We start from the raw sequence: 255 nt of genomic DNA, 5'->3' as shown, positions 1-255 counted from the left end.
CGGTGAAAGCGGATTGTACCTTGTAAATTAAACAACGAGAAAGCTTAACACTTGAAAGAGTGTGTAGTGCGAACCTGAAATTCTGAGAGTAATACTCTTGGTAAATCGCTGGAAGTCGGAACTCCAGCAAAAAGAAACCGACACGTCAGACTCTAAAGTCGATTAAAAGAACGAAAGTTCTCTTAATACAATTTTTAGAGAGTTTGATCCTGGCTCAGGATGAACGCTGGCGGCGTGCCTAACACATGCAAGTCG

The 255-nt window shown here is 42.4% G+C and carries 1 rRNA gene; it reads left to right on the top strand.

Annotated elements, in window-relative coordinates:
* Positions 1-191 precede the first annotated feature (191 nt).
* A 16S ribosomal RNA gene (locus tag ACYQ3S_RS15760) occupies positions 192-255 on the top strand; the annotation flags it as partial.

Source organism: Agathobaculum sp. TL06 (genome assembly GCF_054658635.1).
Note: the sequence above shows the minus strand (reverse complement) of the source record. Positions and strands in the feature narration are given on the sequence as shown.